Annotated in this window: 22 protein-coding genes, 1 pseudogene and 3 riboswitches; of the genes and pseudogenes, 4 read left to right on the top strand and 19 right to left on the bottom strand. The window is 40.7% G+C overall.

The genetic code is table 11. The features are described 5' to 3' along the window. Positions 1-134: pseudogene (locus tag ADG81_RS09525) on the top strand (DUF1697 domain-containing protein); the annotation flags it as partial. 41 nt (positions 135-175) lie between these two features. Here the strand turns inward: ADG81_RS09525 and ADG81_RS07470 are convergent. After that, positions 176-916, bottom strand: a complete 741-nt coding sequence (locus ADG81_RS07470) for a MerR family transcriptional regulator (RefSeq protein WP_049516553.1) — start codon at positions 914-916, stop codon at positions 176-178. Between the two features lie 340 nt (positions 917-1,256). Between ADG81_RS07470 and ADG81_RS07465 the strand changes: the two genes are divergently transcribed. Beyond that, on the top strand, positions 1,257-2,597 hold the full coding sequence (locus tag ADG81_RS07465) for a sodium-dependent transporter (protein ID WP_049516552.1): 1,341 nt from the start codon (positions 1,257-1,259) through the stop codon (positions 2,595-2,597). A gap of 40 nt (positions 2,598-2,637) precedes the next feature. Here ADG81_RS07465 and manA read toward each other — a convergent pair whose 3' ends face one another. The 3 genes from manA to ADG81_RS07450 form a co-directional block, all read right to left on the bottom strand. After that, complete coding sequence (manA, locus tag ADG81_RS07460; protein ID WP_049516551.1) at positions 2,638-3,582, bottom strand: mannose-6-phosphate isomerase, class I; 945 nt, start codon at positions 3,580-3,582, stop codon at positions 2,638-2,640. 120 nt (positions 3,583-3,702) lie between these two features. Continuing rightward, positions 3,703-5,142, bottom strand: coding sequence for a 6-phospho-beta-glucosidase (locus tag ADG81_RS07455; protein ID WP_049516550.1), 1,440 nt, complete (start codon positions 5,140-5,142; stop codon positions 3,703-3,705). Positions 5,143-5,350: 208 nt separating this feature from the next. Continuing rightward, the gene (locus ADG81_RS07450; RefSeq protein WP_001291472.1) at positions 5,351-5,611 is read right to left on the bottom strand and encodes a SemiSWEET family transporter; all 261 of its coding nucleotides are present in this window, start codon (positions 5,609-5,611) and stop codon (positions 5,351-5,353) included. Between the two features lie 326 nt (positions 5,612-5,937). On the opposite strand from ADG81_RS07450, the gene ADG81_RS07445 reads away from it, so the two are divergent. After that, the gene (locus tag ADG81_RS07445; RefSeq protein WP_000913393.1) at positions 5,938-6,282 is read left to right on the top strand and encodes a lipopolysaccharide assembly protein LapA domain-containing protein; all 345 of its coding nucleotides are present in this window, start codon (positions 5,938-5,940) and stop codon (positions 6,280-6,282) included. Positions 6,283-6,447: 165 nt separating this feature from the next. On the opposite strand, the gene ADG81_RS07440 is transcribed toward ADG81_RS07445, so the two are convergent. From ADG81_RS07440 to ADG81_RS07420, 5 genes are all read right to left on the bottom strand, one after another. Continuing rightward, the gene (locus tag ADG81_RS07440) at positions 6,448-6,795 is read right to left on the bottom strand and encodes a VOC family protein (protein WP_001052638.1); all 348 of its coding nucleotides are present in this window, start codon (positions 6,793-6,795) and stop codon (positions 6,448-6,450) included. Positions 6,796-6,853: 58 nt separating this feature from the next. Continuing rightward, on the bottom strand, positions 6,854-8,629 hold the full coding sequence (spxB, locus tag ADG81_RS07435) for a pyruvate oxidase (protein ID WP_004261620.1): 1,776 nt from the start codon (positions 8,627-8,629) through the stop codon (positions 6,854-6,856). A 322-nt stretch (positions 8,630-8,951) separates the two neighbouring features. After that, complete coding sequence (locus tag ADG81_RS07430; protein WP_049551369.1) at positions 8,952-11,195, bottom strand: heavy metal translocating P-type ATPase; 2,244 nt, start codon at positions 11,193-11,195, stop codon at positions 8,952-8,954. Between the two features lie 9 nt (positions 11,196-11,204). Then, on the bottom strand, positions 11,205-11,576 hold the full coding sequence (locus ADG81_RS07425) for a cupredoxin domain-containing protein (RefSeq protein ID WP_000935061.1): 372 nt from the start codon (positions 11,574-11,576) through the stop codon (positions 11,205-11,207). 10 nt (positions 11,577-11,586) lie between these two features. Next, positions 11,587-11,982 carry a CopY/TcrY family copper transport repressor gene (locus tag ADG81_RS07420; RefSeq protein WP_004256226.1) on the bottom strand — a complete coding sequence of 132 codons (396 nt, stop codon included), beginning with the start codon at positions 11,980-11,982 and terminating at the stop codon, positions 11,587-11,589. Between the two features lie 183 nt (positions 11,983-12,165). Next, a riboswitch (TPP riboswitch) is annotated at positions 12,166-12,263 on the top strand. 83 nt (positions 12,264-12,346) lie between these two features. Between ADG81_RS07420 and thiD the strand changes: the two genes are divergently transcribed. Next, a complete protein-coding gene (gene thiD / locus ADG81_RS07415) occupies positions 12,347-13,138 on the top strand; it encodes a bifunctional hydroxymethylpyrimidine kinase/phosphomethylpyrimidine kinase (protein ID WP_049551368.1) in 792 nt (263 codons plus the stop codon). A gap of 159 nt (positions 13,139-13,297) precedes the next feature. On the opposite strand, the gene thiE (ADG81_RS07410) is transcribed toward thiD, so the two are convergent. The 10 genes from thiE (ADG81_RS07410) to ADG81_RS07365 form a co-directional block, all read right to left on the bottom strand. Beyond that, complete coding sequence (gene thiE, locus ADG81_RS07410) at positions 13,298-13,930, bottom strand: thiamine phosphate synthase (RefSeq protein WP_049551367.1); 633 nt, start codon at positions 13,928-13,930, stop codon at positions 13,298-13,300. Further along, positions 13,923-14,726, bottom strand: a complete 804-nt coding sequence (locus tag ADG81_RS07405; protein ID WP_049551366.1) for a hydroxyethylthiazole kinase — start codon at positions 14,724-14,726, stop codon at positions 13,923-13,925. Before ADG81_RS07405 ends, thiE (ADG81_RS07410) begins: the two co-directional genes overlap by 8 nt. Then, the gene (gene thiW, locus ADG81_RS07400) at positions 14,726-15,250 is read right to left on the bottom strand and encodes an energy coupling factor transporter S component ThiW (protein ID WP_049551365.1); all 525 of its coding nucleotides are present in this window, start codon (positions 15,248-15,250) and stop codon (positions 14,726-14,728) included. The genes ADG81_RS07405 and thiW overlap by 1 nt, the downstream gene beginning before the upstream one ends. 5 nt (positions 15,251-15,255) lie before the next feature. Further along, positions 15,256-15,945, bottom strand: coding sequence for a thiaminase II (gene tenA / locus ADG81_RS07395; protein WP_049551364.1), 690 nt, complete (start codon positions 15,943-15,945; stop codon positions 15,256-15,258). 10 nt (positions 15,946-15,955) lie between these two features. Continuing rightward, positions 15,956-16,606: an energy-coupling factor transporter transmembrane component T gene (locus tag ADG81_RS07390; protein WP_049551363.1), complete on the bottom strand. Its 651-nt coding sequence runs from the start codon at positions 16,604-16,606 to the stop codon at positions 15,956-15,958. 1 nt (position 16,607) lies between these two features. Then, complete coding sequence (locus ADG81_RS07385) at positions 16,608-17,993, bottom strand: ATP-binding cassette domain-containing protein (RefSeq protein WP_049551362.1); 1,386 nt, start codon at positions 17,991-17,993, stop codon at positions 16,608-16,610. After that, positions 17,994-18,554: an ECF transporter S component gene (locus ADG81_RS07380; RefSeq protein ID WP_000915275.1), complete on the bottom strand. Its 561-nt coding sequence runs from the start codon at positions 18,552-18,554 to the stop codon at positions 17,994-17,996. 156 nt (positions 18,555-18,710) lie between these two features. After that, positions 18,711-18,799: riboswitch (TPP riboswitch) on the bottom strand. A 210-nt stretch (positions 18,800-19,009) separates the two neighbouring features. Continuing rightward, the gene (gene thiE / locus ADG81_RS07375) at positions 19,010-19,639 is read right to left on the bottom strand and encodes a thiamine phosphate synthase (RefSeq protein ID WP_049551361.1); all 630 of its coding nucleotides are present in this window, start codon (positions 19,637-19,639) and stop codon (positions 19,010-19,012) included. Position 19,640: 1 nt separating this feature from the next. Further along, on the bottom strand, positions 19,641-20,423 hold the full coding sequence (gene thiM / locus ADG81_RS07370) for a hydroxyethylthiazole kinase (protein WP_049551360.1): 783 nt from the start codon (positions 20,421-20,423) through the stop codon (positions 19,641-19,643). A 128-nt stretch (positions 20,424-20,551) separates the two neighbouring features. Beyond that, complete coding sequence (locus ADG81_RS07365) at positions 20,552-21,220, bottom strand: TenA family protein (protein WP_049551359.1); 669 nt, start codon at positions 21,218-21,220, stop codon at positions 20,552-20,554. 215 nt (positions 21,221-21,435) lie between these two features. After that, positions 21,436-21,519: riboswitch (TPP riboswitch) on the bottom strand. Position 21,520: the final 1 nt, after the last annotated feature.

The raw sequence follows: 21,520 nt of genomic DNA, 5'->3' as shown, positions 1-21,520 counted from the left end.
ACCACTGCCTTTACCTCTATCTCCCTAGAACTGCTAAACAAAAGAAACTCCATACCAACTATCTTGAAAAGCTTTTTAATGTAGATTTGACCATGCGAAAACTAAATGTGGTAGAAAAATTATTAAGCAAATAGTGCTTGAATTTAGTAAAAATCGGAAGAATGCTCCTCCGATTTTATTTTGTCTGAGTTTGGACATAATAGGCAATCACATCTGATGTGTACTGGGCTGTTCCAGGTCCAAATTTGTCAATGTTTTCCTTAAATTCTGGGTTGTAGACGTAGCCTTTACCGATATAACCAAATACCTCAATAGAGCAGTCAAATCCATAAGTACGGATGGCTTGCAAGAGTTTAGCGGCTTCTTCTTGATTTTCGGTTGCTGTTACAGGTAGACCAGCTTGAAGATTTTGTGACAAGGCTCGAAAGACTTGATTGAAGGCAGCCGTAGCTTTGTCTTCGTGACCTTTTTGGCGCTCCAGCGCTTGGTCCATGACTTCTTGTCCATATTTCTCTACCGCCTCTTGGTGGTATTTTTGATGGTCTTGGTAGTTAAATCCAGCAAATTTCTCTTGAATGCTCATTTCTCTTTCTCCTTTTTGTTCTTGAATGGTTTTTTGCAAGGTTGAAATCAAGGTATCCAGATGTTCCCTTTCTCGAGTCAAATAGTCCAACTGCCTGGTCAAATGAGGCAATAAATCTTCTCTTTCTTCCTTTAATAGCTCTGCTATTTTTTCTAAAGAAAAACCTAGATATTTGTAATAAAGAATAACCTGAAGGCGTTCCAAATCCTCCTGACTATAGGTTCGATAGCCATTTTCCGACTTTAAAGGAACCAAAAGTCCTATCTTATCGTAGTGGTGTAGGGTCTTGACAGAGACGCCCGAAAGCTGGGCAGCTTCTTTTATATGGTACATGATTTCCTCCTTATACTCAATGAAAATCAAAGAGCAAACTAGGAAGCTAGCCGCAGGCTGTACTTGAGTACGGTAAGGCGACGCTGACGTGGTTTGAATTTGATTTTCGAAGAGTATTACATTGATAGTATAACCCCTCCCCCTAGGTCAGAGTCAAGCGTTTTTGCGAAATTTTTTACTTTATCATAACATGAAAATGGTTTTCTTGACAGACCTTAGAAAACATGATAGGATAGTCAAGTCTATCAATCAAAAGAAAAGCTCATCTTGAGTACTGATGAGGCTATTTGCCAAGGGCAGTAGCTTTTTCTTTTGTAACACTAACTTTAGGAGTTTAACTATGTCTGAAAAATCTCAATGGGGTTCTAAACTGGGCTTTATTCTAGCATCTGCTGGTTCAGCCATCGGACTTGGTGCCGTTTGGAAATTCCCTTATATGACTGCTGCTAACGGTGGAGGAGGCTTTTTACTGGTCTTTCTCATCTCCACTATTCTAATCGGTTTCCCCCTTTTGCTTGCAGAATTTGCCCTCGGCCGAAGTGCTGGTGTCTCTGGGATTAAAACCTTTGGAAAACTAGGCAAGAATAGTAAGTACAACTTTATCGGTTGGATTGGTGCCTTTGCCCTTTTTATCCTCTTATCTTTCTACAGTGTTATTGGAGGATGGATTCTGGTTTATCTGGGTATTGAGTTTGGGAAATTGTTTCAGCTTGGTGGAACGGGTGATTATGCTCAGTTATTTACTTCAATCATTTCAAATCCAGCCATTGCCCTTGGAGCTCAGGCAGCCTTTATCCTATTGAATATCTTCATTGTATCACGTGGGGTTCAAAAAGGAATTGAAAGAGCCTCAAAAGTCATGATGCCTCTGCTCTTTATCATCTTTGTCGTCATCATCGGACGCTCTCTCAGTTTGCCAAATGCCATGGAAGGAGTTCTTTACTTCCTCAAACCAGACTTTTCAAAACTGACCAGCGCTGGTCTCCTCTATGCTCTGGGACAATCTTTCTTTGCCCTCTCACTAGGGGTTACAGCCATGCTGACCTATGCTTCTTATTTGGACAAAAAAACCAATCTAGTCCAGTCAGGGATTTCCATCGTAGTCATGAATATTTCAGTATCTATCATGGCGGGTCTAGCCATTTTCCCAGCCATGTCAGCCTTCAATATCCAATCTGAAGGGGGACCGAGCCTGCTCTTTATCGTCTTGCCTCAGCTCTTTGACAAGATGCCTTTTGGAACCATTTTCTACATCCTCTTCCTCATGCTCTTCCTCTTTGCGACGGTCACTTCTTCTGTCGTTATGTTGGAAATCAATGTAGGCAATATCACCAATCAGGACAACAGCAAGCGTGCCAAATGGAGTGTTATTTTAGGAATTTTGACCTTTGTCTTTGGAATCCCTTCAGCCCTATCTTACAGTATTATGGCAGATGTTCATATTTTTGGGAAGACCTTCTTTGATGCTATGGACTTCTTGGTTTCCAATCTCCTTATGCCATTTGGAGCTCTCTGCCTTTCACTTTTTACAGGCTATATCTTTAAAAAGGCTCTTGCAATGGAGGAACTCCATCTTGATGAAACAGCATGGAAACAGGGACTGTTCCAAGTCTGGCTCTTCCTTCTTCGTTTCATCATTCCAATCATCATCATCGTGGTCTTCATCGCCCAATTTATGTAATCAAAAAGGACTTGAGTAGTAAACTCAGGCCCTTTCTTTTTTATGGATGGCTAACAATCAATTCCAGACCTTGCCCTTCCAATGTCCAAGCTTCAACATCACTTGGTAGGATAAAGTGGCTACCTTTTTGGATTGGATAATTTTTCCCGTCAACAGTTAGTTGACCTTGACCAGCCAAGACACTGAATAAGCTGTAGTCAGCTGTCTTTTCGAAGTCAACTTTTCCAGTAATTTCCCACTTGTAAACTGCAAAGAAATCATTGGATACAAGGAGAGTGGAACGTAAATCATCTGCTTTGATAGTTACAGGACGGCTATTGGCAGGCTCGCCAATATTCAAGACATCGATAGATTTTTCAAGGTGAAGTTCACGCAAGTTGCCATTATCATCCTTACGGTCAAAGTCATAGACACGGTAAGTGGTATCGCTAGATTGCTGAGTTTCAAGAATCAAAATTCCTGCTCCGATAGCGTGCATGGTGCCACTTGGTACATAGAAGAAATCTCCAGCCTTTACAGGAACTTTTGTCAACAAGGCATCCCAGTTCTTGTCCTCGATTTGCTGGCGGAGTTCTTCTTTTGACTTGGCATTGTGACCATAGATAATTTCTGAACCTTCATCCGCTGCGATAATGTACCAGCATTCTGTTTTTCCAAGTTCACCTTCATGCTCTAGTCCATAGGCATCGTCTGGGTGAACTTGGACACTGAGCCAGTCGTTGGCATCCAGAATCTTAGTCAAAAGTGGAAATACAGGCTCAGGACGATTGCCAAACAATTCACGATGTTCCGCATACAAAGTAGCGAGGTCTGTTCCCTGGTAGCGTCCATTGGCAACTTTAGAGACTCCATTTGGATGGGCTGAGATGGCCCAATATTCTCCGATTTTTTCACTTGGGATGTCGTAACCAAACTCATCACGTAGCTTGGTTCCACCCCAGATTTTTTCTTGCATAACTGATTGTAAAAATAATGGTTCTGACATGTCGATCTCCTGTCTGATTTTTCTCCCCTCATTATAGCAAAAAGCTCCATCTAATTGAACTCTTTTTCACATATTATAAAGTAGGGAGAAGATTTTATAAAAATAGTGAACAAATGTGCTCTACTCAATGCTTGCACCATTGCTGGCAATGACATCCTTGTACCAGTAGAAGGATTTCTTCTTGCTACGTTTGAGGCTTCCATGACCAGCATTATCTCGATCTACATAGATAAAGCCATAGCGCTTGTTCATTTCGCCTGTTCCAGCTGAAACCAGATCGATACAGCCCCAAGTCGTATAACCAAGCAAGTCAACGCCATCTTGGTAAATGTCATCTCGCATGGCCTTGATATGAGCCTCTAAGTAAGCAATCCGATAGTCATCTGCTACATGACCATTCTCATCCGGTGTATCCATAGCACCTAGACCGTTTTCCACGATGAACATTGGCTTTTGGTAACGATCCCAGATAGCATTGAGGGTGATACGAAGACCAAGTGGGTCAATCTGCCATCCCCATTCTGAGGATTCAAGATAAGGATTTTTGAGAGAGGCAAAGATATTTCCAGCAGTTAATTCTTTAACTTCTGGATCACCTGAGGCTACTAGACTTGCATAGTAAGAGAAGGAAACAAAGTCAACAGTATTGTCCTTCAACAACTCTAAATCTTCTGCAGTCATTTGAATCTCGATTCGCTCACGCTCCCACTGCTTCTTGGCGTAGTTTGGGTATTCCCCACGCGCTTGAACATCAATGAAGAAGTAACTCTTGCGGTCTTCCTCCATGGCTGCCCAGTAGTCTCTTGGATGGGCTGTGTTAGGATAGTATTGCCCTGCAGCCAACATACATCCCACCTTATTTTCTGGGTCAATTTCGTGGGCAATCTTTGTCGCAAGAGCTGAAGCTACCAACTCATAGTGTGCAGCCTGATATTTAACCAGTTCTTGATTTTCTCCTTCTTCAAAACAGAGCCCAGCTCCCATAAAGGGGGCATGGAGAATCATGTTGATTTCGTTGAAGGTAAGCCAATATTTGACCAAACCCTTATAGCGGGTAAAGAGTGTGCGACAAAGTTTTTCATAGAAGTCTAACATCCGACGATTGCGCCAACCACCGTACTCTGTAATCAAGTGCATAGGACAGTCGAAATGAGTGATAGTCACTAGAGGTTGGATACCATACTTGTGGCACTCCTTAAATAAATCCTCATAAAAGGCTAGACCAGCTTCATTTGGCTCGGTTTCGTCACCCTTAGGAAAAATCCGAGTCCAAGCAATGGAAAGCCGATAGGTCTTAAAGCCCATTTCCGCAAAAAGGGCAATATCTTCCTTGTAATGATGGTACATATCAATAGCTTGCTTGGCTGGGTAAAAATAGCCCTCCTCAAACGAAAACATCTTTTTCTGACCTGTGATAATGGCTTCACGATCTGGACCGATGGGGACGACATCCACATTCGCCAATCCACGACCTTCTAAATTATAAGCACCCTCACACTGGTTGGCAGCTGTCGCTCCGCCCCACAAGAAACCATCCGGAAAAGTCAGTTTTTCGGTCATAACTCTACTCACTTTCTTATTTGCTTGTTCATTTACTTATATTATAACTTATTCTGTAAACCTTTTCTTATAAAATACTGTGACATACTGATACTATTCTACTATTTAAGTTTATCAGATTGTTTTTTAAAAAATTATCCTCTAGAAAAAGTAAATAGCCTCCCCTGAAACAAAAAAGAAGACTGAAAACTAGTCTCCTCTGTTCCTTTTAAATCAAAGCTGTAATAACCGTCACTAGGCCAAAAATAATACCTGGTGCATTAGCTGCTGCAAGGGGGATATCTCTTTCTTTTTTGAAAAGACCGTAGTAAACCCAGAGACTACAGTTGATGGCAGCAACCAAGGGCTGGATGAAATTTCCTTTTTGACCAGCCAGATTGTTCATGATTTGTGGGAAGTAAGACACATACATCATAACAGACATAAAGGTCGCTACCCAACCTAAAATTTTCATTTGTTTTTCAGACATTTTCAAAACCTCTTTCATTTTTACTGAATCTTATTTTAAAATATTCTTTCAAAACAATCAAGTCTTTAAAACTTTTGTTATAAAGATATAAACTATCACAATCTTGTTATAAGAAAGAGGGAACAGAAAAAAGACCGAATTGCTCCGTTCTGTTTACTCAATCAAATATTAGAAAATGAATACTCCTTTTCAATGAATCGATTGATTGATGGTAAATAAGCCGTTAGAAATTATTGACAGTATCGAAATTTTCTAGTAAAATGAATTTTGTTAATACCTAAATGGTGTGTAGTTTTCTATCAACATAGTCAGGAGAAAAGGAACTTATGCTAAAAAAATTTAATGAATTGTCACTGAAAGATAAGGCTTATCTAATTGGCGGTTTGAGCTTATTAGTCATTGTGATCTCATTTGGTCTACTCAATCGTCAAACAGTAACTGTCAGTCTTGTCTTTACACAACTATCTGCTCCCTTGATTTTGGTGATTTTTACTTGTCTAGTAATCGGGATCATTGCTGGTAGTGCTATTGGTATTAGCTATCACCATAACAAGACTCAAGATCTGAGAAGCCGCATTGCTGAAGCAGAAGCGACTATCAATATAAAAGACAGGGAGCTTGTCCAGTACGAGGAACAGGTGCAACAATTAAAACAGGAAGCCAAACAATAAGTGTAGAAATCATAACCACCCGTGAAAACGGGTGGTTTTTTGTCTCGCACCTAACGGAGCGAGACGGACTGAAAGTCGCATAAATACAAAAAAGATCGAATTGCTCCGATCTTTTTAAGTTTCACTCCAAGAATGTTTAGATAAAAAATTTGATAATAGAATTACCTACTTCATACGATAAAAATCAATCACTAGACCAGCAGGCCCTTTAACTAATAAGGACTCTGTTCCCCAATCGGTTACAGTTGGTCCGTTTAAAACCTGGATACCAAGTTCTTTCAACCGTTGGTAATTCTGGTCTACATCCTCAACCTCGATATGAAGAATGATTCCTGACTGAAAATCTTCCAAAGGAATCAAATGATTTTGGGACAACATCAGACAGTGACTGCCAATCGTAAACTGAGCAAAACTGTCATCAACATAATCGGGCTTTTTATCCAAAATACGCTCCAAGTCAGCACAGACTTGGGGAACATCTGAAACGATAATATCTAATTGATTTAAATTCATTTACTATCCTCCATAAAAAGACCGGATTGCTCCGATCTTTTTAAGTTCCACGAAGGAATTATTTAATTGCGCGTGATTGCAATCCTTCTTCTTCCAAGAAGAGACGGAATGGTACGAGTTCTTCTGCTTCGTATTTTTCCTTGAAAGCTTTGATTGCTTCTTCTGAGTGAAGTTTTGGATCCAATTCAAGTACTTCTACTGGAAGTGGACGGTGTGGAGTGATGCGAGCATCGATAACAACAGTTTTACCTTCTTTGCTCAATTTAACAGCTTCTGCAACAACTGCATCGATGTCTTCGATACGGTCAACTGTAAATCCAACAGCTCCTTGAGCTTCAGCGATTTTCGCATAGTCAGCATTAGGGAAGTCACAACCAAACAAGTGTTTGTTTGTGTCTTCGTATTTGTCCTTGATGAAGGCATATTTACCATTTGAGAAGACAACGTTGATAACTGGAAGGTCGTATTGAACGTTTGTGATAACGTCTGGGTAGCACATGTTGAATGCACCGTCACCCATGATGTTCCATACTTGGCGATCTGGATTGTCTTTCTTAGCAGCGATACCACCAGGAAGGGCAATACCCATTGTCGCAAAGAGTGGAGATGTACGCCACATGTTCTTAGGTGTCATGTGAAGGTGACGAGTAGATGTTTGAGTAGTGTCACCTACGTCGATTGAGTAGATAGCGTCTTGATCAGCATGTTTGTTGATTGCATTGTAAACTTGATACAATTGCAATTCACCCTCAGTTTTACCTTCGAGTTTGTTCATGTAATCACGCCAGTTTTGGTTATTCTTAACGTTTGCACGCCACCATGGAGTTGATTCAACTGGGTTTACTTTGTCAAGGATAGCTTTAGCTGCTTGACCTGCGTCACCAAGGATTGAAGCGTCTAGGGCATGACGTTTACCAAGTTTGTAAGGGTCGATATCCACTTGGATAAATTTTTCAGTGTTCTTGAATGCTTCGTAAACTTCAGCAAATGGGAAGTTTGAACCAAGGAAAAGAACTGTGTCTGCTTCAAAGACCACTTCGTTGGCTGGTTTCCAACCAACACGGTAAGCAGAACCTGTCAAACCTTCATAGTTCCATTCGAAAGCTTCAAAGTTTTTACCAGTTGTAATGATTGGTGCTTTGATTTTACGTGACAATTCAGTAATCACTTCACCAGCTTTAACACCACCGTAACCAGCATAGATAACTGGACGTTCAGCATTGTTCAAGATTTCAACAGCTTTGTCGATTTCAACTTCGTTCAAAGCAGGAGCGATAAATGAACGTTCGTATGAACCAGATCCATAGTAAGAGTTTTCGTCGATTTCTTGGAAACCGAAGTTTACTGGGATTTCAACAACAGCTGGACCTTTTTTAGAAACTGCAGCACGGCAAGCTTCGTCAATTACTTTTGGCAATTGCTCAGCGTAAGCTACACGTTTGTTATATACAGCGATACCGTTGTACATTGGGTTTTGGTTCAATTCTTGGAAAGCATCCATGTTGAGTTCGTTAACTGGACGTGATCCAAGGATTGCTAGGAATGGAGTGTTATCCATAGCTGCATCGTAAACACCGTTAATCAAGTGAGTCGCACCTGGACCACCTGAACCAACTGCAACCCCGATTGAGCCGCCGAATTTAGCTTGCATAACCGCTGCAAGAGCACCTGTTTCTTCGTGACGAACTTGCAAGAAGCGGATATCTTTGTCTTCAGCCAAAGCATCCATCAATGAGCTGAGTGTTCCTGATGGGATACCGTAGATTGTGTCTACGCCCCATGTTTTCAATACATTAAGCATTGCTGCAGATGCAGTAATTTTCCCTTGAGTCATAATGATAACTCTCCTTCAAATATTTTTAAATCTACTAAAAAAGGTTTCATATAGTTTTTGAAAACGTTTCAGTAAATTTTTACAATACTAATTTATCACATTTATTTTGACTTTACTAAGAATCTGCTCAGAAGTTTTTATTCTCTATTACAGTACAGTTTGAAAACGTTTTTAACTTCTGTTTTATAATACTCAATGAAAATCACAGAGCAAACTAGGAAGCTCGCCACAGGTTGCTCAAAGCACAGCTTTGAGGTTGCAGACAAAGCTGACGTGGTTGGAAGAGATTTTTGAAGAGTATAAAAAGCGAGCAAGCCCGCTTTTAATCTATTTTACTAAAGTTTAGTAAGAGTGAACTAGTCAGAACAGATACAGAACTAAAGGCCATGGCTAGACCAGCTAGTTCTGGATTGAGGGCCAGTCCAACACCAGAAAAGACTCCTGCTGCAATCGGAATTCCGGCGACATTGTAGATAAAGGCCCAGAAAAGATTGAGCAGAATTCGATTAAAGGTTTTCTTACTCATGTCAAAGGCACGAACCACGCCTAGGAGGTTATTGGTTGTCAACACCAAATCTGCTGACTCGATAGCGATATCCGTTCCAGCTCCCATAGCAATCCCCACATCTGCTACACTAAGGGCAGGAGCGTCATTGATACCGTCCCCAACAAAGGCTACTTTGCCAGCCGCTTGTAGTTTATGGATTTCATGAGCTTTTTCTTCTGGCAAGACACCTGCAATGACCTCTTCGATTCCGATTTGATCGGCAATAGCACGCGCCACACCAGCATTGTCTCCTGTCAGCATGACTGTTTTAAGACCTCGTTTTTTCAACTGACTGATGGCAAGCTTAGCATTTTCCTTAGGAATATCTTGCAGAGCAAGCAAGCCTTTGATTTCATTGTCCACAGCCAAGAACACAACTGTCTTAGCTTCTTTTTCTAGTTCTTCTAGTTTTTCTTGATAAGTTCTAGAAATATCCATGCCATCCAGCATTTTAGCATTTCCAAGCAGAACTTGTTTTCCATTGATTTGCCCTGAGACACCTTTTCCGTGCAAGGCTTGGAAATTTTCAACAGTTTGAAACTCAAGTCCAGCTTCACTCGCTCGTTTCACAACGGCTTCAGCCAGTGGGTGTTGAGAAGCTTCTTCCAAGGAAGCTGCCAATCCAAGCACTTCTACTTCGTCGCCGATGATATCTGTGACCACAGGTTTCCCTTCCGTCAAAGTTCCGGTCTTATCAAAGACGATAGTTTGAACTTTCTGGATTTCCTGTAGAACCGTTCCATTTTTGAGGAGAACTCCCATCTTGGCACTGCGACCTGTCCCCACCATAAGGGCTGTCGGTGTTGCAAGTCCCAATGCACAAGGGCAGGCAATAATCAGAACTGCTACTCCATAGAGAAGCGAAGACACAAAGCTCGCTCCAAGCACAACTACACTATCCCTGAGCAAGACGAACCAAACCCAAAAGGTCACAATCCCTAAAATGACAACTGCTGGGACAAAAATCCCTGAAATCTTATCCGTCAAGTCCTGAATCGGCGCACGACTTGTCTGAGCTTTCTTCACAAAATCGACAATCTGAGCCAAAACAGTCTCTGAACCAACTTTTTCTGCTCTAAAAACAAGTGTTCCACTATTATTGATGGTTGAGCCAATGACGGTATCTCCAACTGTCTTGTCCACAGGCAGACTCTCACCTGTCACCATAGACTCATCAATACTAGAGATACCTTCTACTACGACACCATCAACCGCAATCTTTTCACCGGGACGCACTCGAATCAGATCACCTACCTTGACTTGCTCCAAAGGGACTTGAACATAGTTATCCTCACGCAAGACTTCTGCAGTTTTAGCCTGCAAGTCAAGTAATTTCTCCACAGCTTGGGAAGTATTTTTCCGCATTTTCTCCTCAAAAACGGCTCCCATAAGAACGAAGAAGAAGATAAAGGCTGCACTTTCAAAGTAAACGGGGAGGCCAGCGAAGAGGGCAACTAAGCTATAGAAATAGGCCACTAGGGTTCCCAGAGCAACCAAGGTATCCATGTTGGCATTGTGCTTTTTAAAACTAGCCCAAGCACTCTGGATATAAGGACCACCTGCTACTAGCATAATCGGTGTTGTGGCTAAAAAGGTTCCCCAACGCATGACTTGGTGACTAATGCTACCTGTCGTCATCCCAATCATGAGTATTACAAGAGGCACAGTAAAGATACTAGTAATCCAAAAACGCTGTAAAAGTGATAGAGATTTTCGAGTCTTCTCAACAACTGTATAACTTCCCTTTTGCATCTTCATACCACAAGAAAATTCATGTTGACCTAATTCTTGAGGTGTAAAACGAATGACTTTCTCCTCATCTACGCCAATTGGTTCCAAGATGCCTTCTTCTTCAAACAGAATTTCCTTGTAACAGTTTGAAGGAGTTGCACGATGAAAGGTAATCTCAGCTGGAATTCCCTTTTGAAGCTGGATATGGGCTGGATGATAGCCTTTCTCAGCTCGGATACGGATTTTTTGAATGCCATTTTCAAGACTTGCTTTTACAATTTCAGTCATAATGTCCTCCTATTCTACAATCATCTTGCCGTGCATCATATTCATGCCACAAGAGAAACCATACTCTCCAGCCTGCTCAGGCGTGATTTCCACTACATACTCTTCTCCCATAGGCAGGTCCGCATGTACACCAAAGTCTGGAAAAACAATTTGGTCCAAACAGGGTGAAGGGTCCTTACGGTCAAAGACAATGCGGGCTGGCACTGATTTCTTGAGGATAATCAACTCAGGCGTGTAGCCCCCCATGACCTCCACTCGAATCTCTTGGTAGCCGTTTTTTTGCTGGGCCTTTTGTCCAGATTTTTCAGGTTTTTTGAAAAACCAAAACAAGATAAAGGCGATAAGGGCAATACAAATAATGGTTACAATACTATTTAACATGACGTCTCCTTTACATACAATTACATCTTACTTCTGTCACAGCGTTTGATTTCTTCTCAGAAATCACAGCTTCCAACTCTTCCAAGTCAGCCTGAGTAAAATCACATTCAGCAATCAAATCAGCCAGCAAGTTCTTAATCCTACGGGAACAAACCTTGTCCTTGATATCTTGGACAAGCAAATCCCGACTTTGGTCTAGAGTTAAAAGAGCTGAATAAACAAAGGACTTACCTTCTTTTCTTCGAGTCAGGCACTCTTTCTCAACCAAACGAGCCAAAAGAGTTTGAATGGTCGACTTGGACCAGTCAAATCTCTCCGCCAGAACCCTGATCAAATCCATACTGGTCTGCTCTCCTTGCATCCAAATAATCTTCATGACCTGCCATTCTGCATCTGAAATCTGCATAATCACACCTCCAAAATCTACATTTGTCAATTACAATTATCAGTATACTCTTAAAATCTACATTTGTCAACTATGAAATTAATCTTTTCTTTGAAAAATTGAATTTTAACCATTTGATAAAGGATTTTCAGTCAAATCTTACTATATAAACTATAAAAATATGCTATACTAAAGAAAAAAGAAAACAACCACTAGGGGTGCGTAAAGCTGAGATTAACAACTGTTAGACCCTTTGACTCAATCTAGGTAATGCTAGCTGATGGGAGTGGAAATGATAATGGGGACTAGCAGTCTTCTATTGCCTTCCTGAAACGGACTAGCTTGTTCTTAAGAATACAAACTTCAGTTGGTTGGGAGGTTTTAGATGACTTATTTACCCGTTGCTTTGACCATTGCAGGGACTGACCCTAGTGGTGGTGCTGGCATTATGGCTGATTTAAAGTCGTTCCAAGCTAGAGATGTCTATGGAATGGCCGTTGTGACCAGTCTTGTCGCTCAAAATACCAGAGGCGTTCAATTAATCGAGCACGTTTCTCCTCAAATGTTGAAAGCTCAATTGGAGAGTGTCTTTTCGGATATCCCACCTCAGGCTGTAAAAACTGGGATGTTGGCAACTACTGAAATCATGGAAATCATCCAACCCTATCTTAAAAAGTTGGACTGTCCCTATGTTCTTGACCCTGTTATGGTCGCAACAAGCGGTGACACCCTGATTGATACCAGTGCCAGAACTTACCTAAAAACAAACCTACTTCCCCTTGCAACCATTATCACTCCGAATCTTCCTGAGGCAGAAGAGATTGTTGGTTTTTCAATCCATGATCCCGAAGACATGCAGCGTGCTGGTCGCCTGATTTTAAAAGAATTTGGTCCTCAATCTGTAGTCATTAAAGGTGGCCATCTCGAAGGTGGTGCCAAGGATTTCCTCTTTACCAAGGATGAACAATTTGTCTGGGAAAGCCCACGAATTCAAACCTGTCACACTCATGGTACTGGATGTACCTTTGCTGCAGTGATTACTGCTGAACTAGCCAAGGGCAAAAGTCTTTACCATGCAGTTGATAAGGCCAAGGCCTTTATCACAAAAGCTATTCAAGACGCTCCTCAACTCGGTCACGGTTCTGGCCCAGTCAACCATACAAGCTTTAAAGATTAAAAAAACTCTCTAGTTCCCACTTTTAGGGAATTAGAGAGTTTTTATACTCTTAGAAAATCTCTTCAAACTACGTCAGCTTTATCTGCAACCTCAAAGCAGTGCTTTGAGCAACCTGCGACTAGCTTCCTAGTTTGCTCTTTGATTTTCATTGAGTATTAATTAGAAAATAATGTCATCCAACTTTGTCAAAAAGGCTTGCGTTTTTGCCTCTATATCTTCTGCCTGCATCAAATCACGCACTACAGCTACACCAGCTATACCCGTGCCGATAAGTTGGTCAATATTCTCTGATGTCAAGCCGCCAATAGCAACTACTGGAATAGCGACCCTTTGGTAAATTGTTTTCAAAGTTGAAATCAGGGTGATAGGCGCATTTTCCTTGGTGGTTGTTGGGAAAATGGCTCCTGTTCCCAAATAATCGGCACCTCCTTCTTCTGCCTCGATGGCTCTTTTTACAGTTTTAGCTGTGACACCAAGTATTTTGTCAGGGCCCAAGACTTGTCGGACAACCGGAACTGGTAATTCATCGTCTCCAATATGCAAACCTGCAGCATCAACTGCAAGACAGACATCCAAACGATCATCGATGATCAGGGGGATCTGATAGGCATCTGTTATTTCCTTGACTTGTTTTGCCAGTTGATAGTATTGATTAGTTGTGAGATTTTTTTCTCGCAATTGGACTATGGTAACCCCTGAACGGCAAGCCGTCTCAATCTTTTCAAGAAAGCTTTCCACAGAATCTTGGTAGCGATTGGTTACCAGATATAGTCTAAGTGCTTCTCTATTCATAAACCTCTCCTTTGATGGCATCTAGCCAATTTTCATCTCTTTTTAGAAGCGAGAGATTATTGAGTACTTGGTAACGAAATTCTTCCAATCCCATTCCTTGAACAACTATTCTCTCAGCAGAGATGTTTAGATAAGAAACTGCTAGGCAAGAAGCTTCAAAGCCAGTCTTTCCTTGGCTGAGAAAAACGGCTGTCAAGGCTCCAACCAAGTCTCCTGTCCCTGTTATCCAGTCTAATTCTGCACAGCCATTCTCCAATACAGCAACCTGATTCTCTGAAACAATGAGATCCTTGGGGCCTGTGACTAAGAATGACATACCAGGATAAAGCTGACACCAGTCTTTCAAGACTTGAAGTAAATCCTCAGTTTCTTGATCTTTAGCACTCGCATCGACTCCAACTCCGTGGTGTTTTAAACCAACAAGACTTCGGATTTCCGACATGTTTCCTTTAAGGACTGTGGGCTTATATTCTAAAAGATCTCTGACTAGATTCTTACGAATGGCTGAAGCCGTTACACCAACCGCATCTACTACCATTGGAAGAGAAACTTGAGCTGCATAAGAAGCTGCCCTACGGATTGATTTTTCCTTCTCAGCAGACAAATGCCCCAAATTGATGAAGAGGGCCTGACTTTGCTTAGTAAAATCAAGAACCTCACGGGGATCATCTGCCATGACAGGTTTGCATCCCAGCGCCAAAATGCCATTGGCCAGCATCTCACAAGAAATCTCATTGGTAATGCAGTGAATGAGGGAAGTCGTTCCCAGAGGAAAAGGATTTGTCAATTCCTGCATCAGTTTATCCTTTCATCAAAGAAATATCCCTGCACTTTTTTAAAGAATTCCTGCTTGATTAAAAATCGAAAGGCAATAAAGGAAATCGCTGTACCGATTAAGGTTGCTCCGAAAAATCGAGGAGTGTAGATAAACCAGCTAAGATTTGCAGCTGATCCTGTAAAGAGTACCATAACAGGATAGGACACAATAGAACCAATAATACCTGTTCCCAAAATCTCTCCTAGAGCGGAATAATGAAATTTTCGACCGTACTTATAAAAGAGACCTGCTAGAAGGGCTCCAAAAGTCGCTCCTGTAAGAGCTAAAGGCGGAATCCCTTGAGTCGTCATACGGATAAAGGCTGTCACTGTAGCCATAGCCAAGGCATAAACAGGTCCCATCATGATTCCTGCTAGAATATTGACTACACTGGACATCGGTGCCATTCCCTCAATACGAAAGATAGGCGTAAGGACTACATCAAGGGCAATCATCATGGATAAAATGGTTAATTTATGAACTTGTAATTGGTGCTTTCTCATGTTTATTATTCTCCTTTTTCTAAAGACTGTAAATCGCTCTTCCATGTCTGATGTTGATAGGCCATTTCCCAAAACTTGGCTTCCATATGAACACTGATGTGGAAGGCATCTAGCATTTTTTTCTTGTCTGTCTCATCGCTTTCTCGATAGAGCTGATTGACCAACGCTTCTTCCTCTCTAATCTGCTGCTCTAACTCATCCGTAATATAAGTTTCAATCCATTGTTGGTAGAGAGGATTTGGTGATGGTTTAAGATTAAGTGATTTGCCTATATCATGATATAGCCAAGGACAAGGCAGCAAGCTCGCAAAAGCAATGGCTAGATTTGCTTCTTCAAATTGACGATAAATGTGAGAGATATAATGATAGCAGGTTGGAGCGATTGGATGTTGCTCCATTTCCTGGTCGCTGATTTCCAATTCCTTGAAAAATTGTTGGCGGATAAATAACTCACCTTCCACTAGACTCTGAGCATTTTGTTTCAAGAGTCTTTTCATCTCTTGGTTTGAAGTCTTATCAGCCAAGAGGTGATAGGCTTCTGAGAAGGCCTTCAGATAGTAGGCATCCTGAATCAAGTAATAGCGAAAGATGGACGGGTCTAAATTACCCTCTTGCAACTGTAAAACAAAGGGGTGATGAAAGGAAGCCTGCCAAGCTTCCTTAGATAATTCCATCGCAATATCTGTAAATTCCATAATAACTCCTTTATAAAAATAGACTGGTTTGCAGCAATAAAAAGAAAAGCAGGTAGATTAATTTTGTTTTTTTAGCAATATAAAAAGTCCGATAGCAATTCTCCACCTGTGCATGTTCGTCATATCCATGCGCCGACAGGGCTCTCAGGTAAAGATGACGCCACCTAAAGACTGTCATCAGAACCTTGCTGTAAATCAAGGGCGACCAAACATGCAGTTTTTGACCACGCAGTAAGCACGCTTCCTTGAGGGACTTGATTTCTTGCTGAATGAGAGGAAAGGAATTAAATACCACAATCAAGGCATAAGCCCATGACCGTGATAACCCCTTTTGAGCCAAGTACAAGAGAAGTTCTTTTAAGGAAATAGAGGAAACAAAGACAAGTCCTATACAAACTGTAACGAAAGCCCTCGTTCCGAGCATGACTGCCTGCGAAGCATCTCCATGTAACTGAACTGCCCAGTAGTTGGCAAAGGATGGCAAAATGGCAAGCAGAATCATCCAAGCCAATACTTTAAATCGACGGTAATAGAGCATAAAGAGAATACAAAATGCGACTACCGAAAGATTTAGAGCAATCGAAGGAATGAAAGATGTTTCCAAGGATAAAATCAACAAGAAGAGACTGATAATTGGTGTCTTAGTTGCTACTTTGACCATACTATCTCACCTCCCCTTGGGTATTGCTACTCTGAGATGTGAGTGGTTTGGTAATTGTCACTTCTTTCACATGACTGAGACCTTGACTAGTCATCTCAATCCAATAATCAACCACAGAGATCAAGGGATCTAAACGATGGCTAATGATCAGAAAACTTCTTCCTTGATTTCTCTCCTCCACAATCCACTGACAAAAATAATGACAAGCTCTATCATCCAAACCTGCAAAAGGTTCATCTAGCAAAATCACAGAAGACTTGCTGGTCAAGATGGTCAAGAGCTGAAGAATCTTTTGCTGACCACCACTTAATTGATAGGGACTCTTATCGAGTGCCTGCTCCAGATCAAAATATCGTAAAGCTTTAAAAATTCGTTGATTTCTTTCAGAATCAGGTCCATCTAATTTCAGCTCTTCTCGCAGACTGACTCGGATAAACTGCTTCTCAGCTTCCTGAACAACACCCGTCAAATCACGATACAAACTCTTTTTCTTTTTCAGGACTGTCCCCTTCCAGGTAATGCGCCCCTTATACTTTTGAAATTGAAGAATAGACCGAAAGAGGGTTGATTTCCCGACACCATTATCACCTAAGATACAGGAAATCCCTTGGTAGAATGTAAAATCCGCAATTGAAAAGAGGGTGCGCTTATCCAGCTCACAAATCGTTCTATCCATATGGAATAGTTCTGAGCTGGAAGAAACTTCCTTTGAAACAGCCTGTGTCATTTCAGAGGTAGGGATTTGAAACACTTCCCTTAGTTGTCCATCTCTTAGTTCCACCATATGGTCGATATAGGCTTCATAGTCCGTCAAATCATGGTCGCATAAGATGACTGTCTTCCCATTAGAGGCCAACTCTTTTAGAATCTCTAAGATCTCTATCCTGCTCTTTCGATCAATGGAAGCAAAGGGTTCATCCAAGAGATAGACCTTAGGATTCATGGCAAAGAGAACCGCCAAGGCAGCCTTTTGCTTTTCCCCACCCGATAAGTGATGGATGGGACGGTGCAAGATCGCATTGCAGCGACATTGCTGGACTACCTCTGCTATTTTAGAATCAATTTCCTGAACGGGATGCCCAATATTCTCCAAGGTAAAAATCAGCTCCTCAAACAAGTTCTCCATGGTAAATTGATGATTGGGATTTTGAAAGAGAATACCAACCGTCTGGACACGTTCGATGATAGAAAGCTGACTGACCTCGCTCCCGTTTATCAGGACTTGACCGCTATAGGGAAGAGAACTGACTTGGGCAATCATTTGAAAGAGACTAGATTTCCCTGAACCACTGCTCCCAACCAACAAGGTAAAGGCTTGCGCATGAAAAGTAAAATCAAGCGGCTCAGAGAAGATTGGGGACTGAATCTCTCGTAATTCCAGCCCCATCTATGCCTTGCCTCCAGCTGCAAACTGATGATAAAGTTTGACAATGGCACGAACCAAGATAGTACAGAAGAAAAAGACGGAAATAAAACGCACCACAAGCAAGGAAAGCACAAAAGGAAGGGAGAAGGCGTAGTAACCTAACTTAATGTATTCATAGACAAAGCTAACAAGCGTAATCCCAATACTATTAGCAGTTAGAGAGAGCCAACTTTCATAGCGATTCTTGGTTACGATAAAACCAAGTTCACTTCCCAAACCTTGAACCAAGCCAGACAAAAGGGCACCTAGACCGAATTGGCTACCATAAAGGACTTCAGCAAGCGCAGCTAGCACTTCTCCAATCGTTGCACTTCCCACTCTTGGAACAAAAATGGCAGCAATAGGCGCAGCCATACACCAGAGACCAAAGAGGATTTCATTGGCAAAGGCCTGTAAACCAAGAGGTGCTAAAATCAGAGTGAGGATATCAAACAGATATCCGGATCCTACAAAAACGCCACCAAAAAAGATAGACAAGAAAGCAAGTAAAATAACATCTTTTAACTGCCATTTTTTCAACATAAAAAAACTCCTTTTTTAAAGAAAAGTGGGGCATTCAAGGTGAGCTACCTAAATGCTTTGTATCATCTTCATCCAGTTTCGTAAAAGAAAAAACTCTAATTACAGATAGAAATTAGAGTTCAGCTTACAAGATTAGATGGTTAGTTTCTATAAATACAAAACCATTTCACATTTCCCTTCGCCAGTCTTAACTGTATCAGGTTCAATGGGTATCATCTCAGCCTAAAGCACCCCAAATGTCTTTATTATTTAATTATATAATTATTTTAACAGACGATTTATTCTAGTTCAAGGAATTGAACTGGGAAATACAGCCTTGCACTCACAAAGACAGCAGATATTTCTTTTGCAAAAACCAAATGTCTTGTTTGATAGATTAGCCATTTGAGCTGAATCTGGACATAGCTTTTTAGAAAAGGAAAACTTCCACTTACTTAGAATCCAAGGATAGATACCTATTGCTCACTCATTTCTCGAACAGTTTTTTCTATATTTTTTGCATACGATATTGCTGAAATGATTGAAACGCCGTCAACATTGGTCTTCATAATGTCTTTAATATGTTGCGTCTGTATCCCACCAATTGCAACTAAGGGCATTTGTGGTAATAGTTTTCTCATCAATTTAAGACCTTCATAACCTATAGCACCACCAGCATCATCCTTTGACTGGGTATCAAATACAGGACCAACACCAACATAATCTACATATTCAACTTTTGATTGTTGAAATTCTTCCTCGTTTTTTATAGAAAGACCAATTATTTTATCTGGCATCAATTTTCTAATTTCATCAACACCGATGTCATCTTGTCCTACATGTACGCCATCAGCGTTAATTTCCATTGCCAAATCAATATCATCATTAACAATAAACGGCACATTGTATTTTTTACAAAGATCCTGTAGTTTAATTGCTAATTCGACTTTTTCTTTACCTTCCAGGGCTCCCTCACCTTTTTCACGGAATTGAAATAAGGTTATACCACCTTTTAAGGCTTCCTCAACGACCATAAATAGATCTTTTCCTTGGCAAGTAGTCGTTCCACAAATAAAATATAGTTTTAGTAATTCTTTATGAAACATTTTACTTCACTCTTTTGAATTCCTTTACATCTTCGTCTGTAATCTCGTATAAGGCATTTATAAATTCAACTTTAAATGTTCCAGGAAGATGTCCATTGGGGCGTTTTTCTGCCATTTCTCCAGCGATATTGTAAACCAACATTGCTGTTTCTAATGATTTCAATTCTTGACCTTTTTCAAGTCCGATAAAGCTTGCTACTACAGCACCTAATAAGCATCCTGTCCCAATAACTTTTGGCATCATGGCACTACCATTATGAATCGTTACCACTTCTCCATTAACCGCAATAGCATCCACTTCACCTGTTACTACTATTGGAATATTGAACTTCTTATTTGCTGCTAGAGCAATTTCATCAATATTATCTACGCCCTCACTATCTACTCCTTTAGATGCCACATTTATTCCTACTAAAGAGGCAATCTCGCCAGCATTTCCCCTAATCGCTGCTAGTTTATAATTGTTGATTAGATCATCTGCTACTTTTTTTCTATATTCTCCTGCTCCACAGGCTACAGGATCTAAAACTGCTGGGACATTATATTTCTCTGCAATTTTCAGAGCAGCTTGGTATAATTTCCAATTTTCATCTGTCAATGTTCCTATGTTTATTAATAAACCACCAGCATACTTTAACAAATCCTCTAAATCTGCTGGAAACTCACTCATGGCTGGTGATGCACCCAGTGCTACTAATCCATTTGCTGTGAAATTTTTTACTACATCATTGGTTATGCAAATAACCAAAGGTGCTTTTTCTTTTAATAATTTTAAACTTGTCATATTGAAATCCTTCCTTTTCACTTTATACGATCTACTGATTTCGATTTATCTCTATCTTTCGTTAAGAAATTTTTTCATTTACATTGAATGATTTACCTCATCAAATTTGTAAATATCCTAAACTTTCTCTAGGCGTCATAACCAATATCAAAAAAGGCTAATTCTAAAGCGACCGCTTGATTCCAGCGTTCCTGAAGTTCTGTCAAATCTTCTCGACCTTTCCCGACACGATTGAGTTCGTCAACCAGAAATTGAACCCACTCTGCAAAGAAAGGACCTCTGTGGAGATTAATCCATTCCGAATGAATATAGGCTTCAGGTAGAGCCAAATCTTTAGAACCCCAGTCTAAATAGAGACCTTCTGCAATGACCAGCATGACCAAAAGATGGGCATAGTCTGATGAAGACACAGCAGAATACATAAGCTCCTGAAAGGCTTTTGTTACAGGGTGCAAGTCTGCTTCTAGATAGTCATTCTCAGATACTTTTAACTCTTTGAAAGCCTTTTGGAAATAACCGTCTTCATCTGCTTCAAGAAAGCCTAGTTGCTTAGCAAAACGAAGCTTGGATTCAAGCTGGTCTGCGTGGGCTACGCAAGCACCCAGCATGGATAAGAAGGCATCAAAGAAGTGATAATCTTGAATTAAGTAGTCTTTTAAGACCTTATTCTCAATTGTTCCCTCAAAAAGTTCCTTAACAAAACGATGATTGATTGCAGCCTGCCAATCCTTCTGACTGCTTTTTAATAATTCTCCAACAGTCAAACCTGGCTCAAATGCATAGTCTTGTGTTTCCATATTTATTTTTCCTCTCTTTACTCGTTCGTAATCAACAAAACATCAAGAAAATCCTAGTTTTACTTGACCTTTTTAAAGAAAATCAAGGGCGTTCAAGAAGAGCTACCTAAATGCTTTGTATCACCTTCATCCAGCTTATATAAACAAAAAAACTCCAATTACAATCAAGAATTAGAGTTTAGCTTACAAGATTAGATTGTTCATTTCGCCATACGAAAAAACGTTTCACATTTCCCTTCGCCAGTATTAACTGTATCAGGTTCAATGGGTATCATCTCAGCCTAAAGCACCCCAAATGTC

It is taken from the genome of Streptococcus pseudopneumoniae, assembly GCF_001070815.1.
Lineage (GTDB): Bacteria > Bacillota > Bacilli > Lactobacillales > Streptococcaceae > Streptococcus > Streptococcus pseudopneumoniae_P.
Note: the sequence above shows the minus strand (reverse complement) of the source record. Positions and strands in the feature narration are given on the sequence as shown.

What these genes read in the sequence shown, in the direction of transcription:
- ADG81_RS07470 (WP_049516553.1), bottom strand. Translation starts at nt 916, where the DNA reads ATGTACCATATAAAAGAAGCTGCCCAGCTTTCGGGCGTCTCTGTCAAG.
- ADG81_RS07465 (WP_049516552.1), top strand. Translation starts at nt 1,257, where the DNA reads ATGTCTGAAAAATCTCAATGGGGTTCTAAACTGGGCTTTATTCTAGCA.
- manA (WP_049516551.1), bottom strand. Translation starts at nt 3,582, where the DNA reads ATGTCAGAACCATTATTTTTACAATCAGTTATGCAAGAAAAAATCTGG.
- ADG81_RS07455 (WP_049516550.1), bottom strand. Translation starts at nt 5,142, where the DNA reads ATGACCGAAAAACTGACTTTTCCGGATGGTTTCTTGTGGGGCGGAGCG.
- ADG81_RS07450 (WP_001291472.1), bottom strand. Translation starts at nt 5,611, where the DNA reads ATGTCTGAAAAACAAATGAAAATTTTAGGTTGGGTAGCGACCTTTATG.
- ADG81_RS07445 (WP_000913393.1), top strand. Translation starts at nt 5,938, where the DNA reads ATGCTAAAAAAATTTAATGAATTGTCACTGAAAGATAAGGCTTATCTA.
- ADG81_RS07440 (WP_001052638.1), bottom strand. Translation starts at nt 6,795, where the DNA reads ATGAATTTAAATCAATTAGATATTATCGTTTCAGATGTTCCCCAAGTC.
- spxB (WP_004261620.1), bottom strand. Translation starts at nt 8,629, where the DNA reads ATGACTCAAGGGAAAATTACTGCATCTGCAGCAATGCTTAATGTATTG.
- ADG81_RS07430 (WP_049551369.1), bottom strand. Translation starts at nt 11,195, where the DNA reads ATGACTGAAATTGTAAAAGCAAGTCTTGAAAATGGCATTCAAAAAATC.
- ADG81_RS07425 (WP_000935061.1), bottom strand. Translation starts at nt 11,576, where the DNA reads ATGTTAAATAGTATTGTAACCATTATTTGTATTGCCCTTATCGCCTTT.
- ADG81_RS07420 (WP_004256226.1), bottom strand. Translation starts at nt 11,982, where the DNA reads ATGCAGATTTCAGATGCAGAATGGCAGGTCATGAAGATTATTTGGATG.
- thiD (WP_049551368.1), top strand. Translation starts at nt 12,347, where the DNA reads ATGACTTATTTACCCGTTGCTTTGACCATTGCAGGGACTGACCCTAGT.
- thiE (WP_049551367.1), bottom strand. Translation starts at nt 13,930, where the DNA reads ATGAATAGAGAAGCACTTAGACTATATCTGGTAACCAATCGCTACCAA.
- ADG81_RS07405 (WP_049551366.1), bottom strand. Translation starts at nt 14,726, where the DNA reads ATGCAGGAATTGACAAATCCTTTTCCTCTGGGAACGACTTCCCTCATT.
- thiW (WP_049551365.1), bottom strand. Translation starts at nt 15,250, where the DNA reads ATGAGAAAGCACCAATTACAAGTTCATAAATTAACCATTTTATCCATG.
- tenA (WP_049551364.1), bottom strand. Translation starts at nt 15,945, where the DNA reads ATGGAATTTACAGATATTGCGATGGAATTATCTAAGGAAGCTTGGCAG.
- ADG81_RS07390 (WP_049551363.1), bottom strand. Translation starts at nt 16,606, where the DNA reads ATGGTCAAAGTAGCAACTAAGACACCAATTATCAGTCTCTTCTTGTTG.
- ADG81_RS07385 (WP_049551362.1), bottom strand. Translation starts at nt 17,993, where the DNA reads ATGGGGCTGGAATTACGAGAGATTCAGTCCCCAATCTTCTCTGAGCCG.
- ADG81_RS07380 (WP_000915275.1), bottom strand. Translation starts at nt 18,554, where the DNA reads ATGTTGAAAAAATGGCAGTTAAAAGATGTTATTTTACTTGCTTTCTTG.
- thiE (WP_049551361.1), bottom strand. Translation starts at nt 19,639, where the DNA reads ATGTTTCATAAAGAATTACTAAAACTATATTTTATTTGTGGAACGACT.
- thiM (WP_049551360.1), bottom strand. Translation starts at nt 20,423, where the DNA reads ATGACAAGTTTAAAATTATTAAAAGAAAAAGCACCTTTGGTTATTTGC.
- ADG81_RS07365 (WP_049551359.1), bottom strand. Translation starts at nt 21,220, where the DNA reads ATGGAAACACAAGACTATGCATTTGAGCCAGGTTTGACTGTTGGAGAA.